The 551-nt window shown below is 54.1% G+C and carries 1 protein-coding gene; it reads right to left on the bottom strand.

Annotated elements, in window-relative coordinates:
• Nucleotides 1-4: 4 nt before the first annotated feature.
• Nucleotides 5-551, bottom strand: a 547-nt coding sequence (locus ACQY6F_RS19060) for a retrotransposon gag family protein (protein ID WP_428776700.1), incomplete at its 5' end; no start/stop codon positions are given.

Genomic DNA, 551 nt, shown 5'->3' on the forward strand with positions numbered 1-551 from the left:
ATGGTCATGACACTGCCCTCTTCCTCTTCTTTTCTTCAGCCGCTTCACAGGCCTTCATGGTGCCCTCTTGGTCAATGGCAGCACTTGCAAGCTCATTGTATGACAGGTTCTGGGAGAGAACCAGATGATCCTGCAACTGAATAGTGAGCCCCTTGCGAAAGAGCTCGGCCTTCTTTGCATCAGTATCCACATGGTGACTCCCGTACTGTGCCAGATTGTTGAATTCCTGAAAGTACTCATAGACAGAACGGTTTCCCTGGTGCAGATCCAGAAACTCTGCAAGCTTGCGGCGCATTGTGCCCGCTGACAGGTGGTGGCCACGGAAAGCGGTGCGGAACTCGCCCCATGGCACATGATGGTCTGCTGGAAGTGCGGCGGTGTAAGATGCCCACCAGGCCCCTGCTGGACCTCTGAGCTGCTGAGCTGCATAAAGAGTCTTTTGATACTCTGTATAGTTGAGTAAGCTAAACTTTGACTCGATGGTGCGGAGCCAATCGTCTGCCTCAAGCGGGTCCCTTCCTCCGGAGAAGAGTGGCGGGTGAGTCGCCAAG

The sequence above is a fragment of the Vibrio sp. genome (assembly GCF_050299255.1).
Taxonomy (GTDB): Bacteria; Pseudomonadota; Gammaproteobacteria; order Enterobacterales; family Vibrionaceae; genus Vibrio.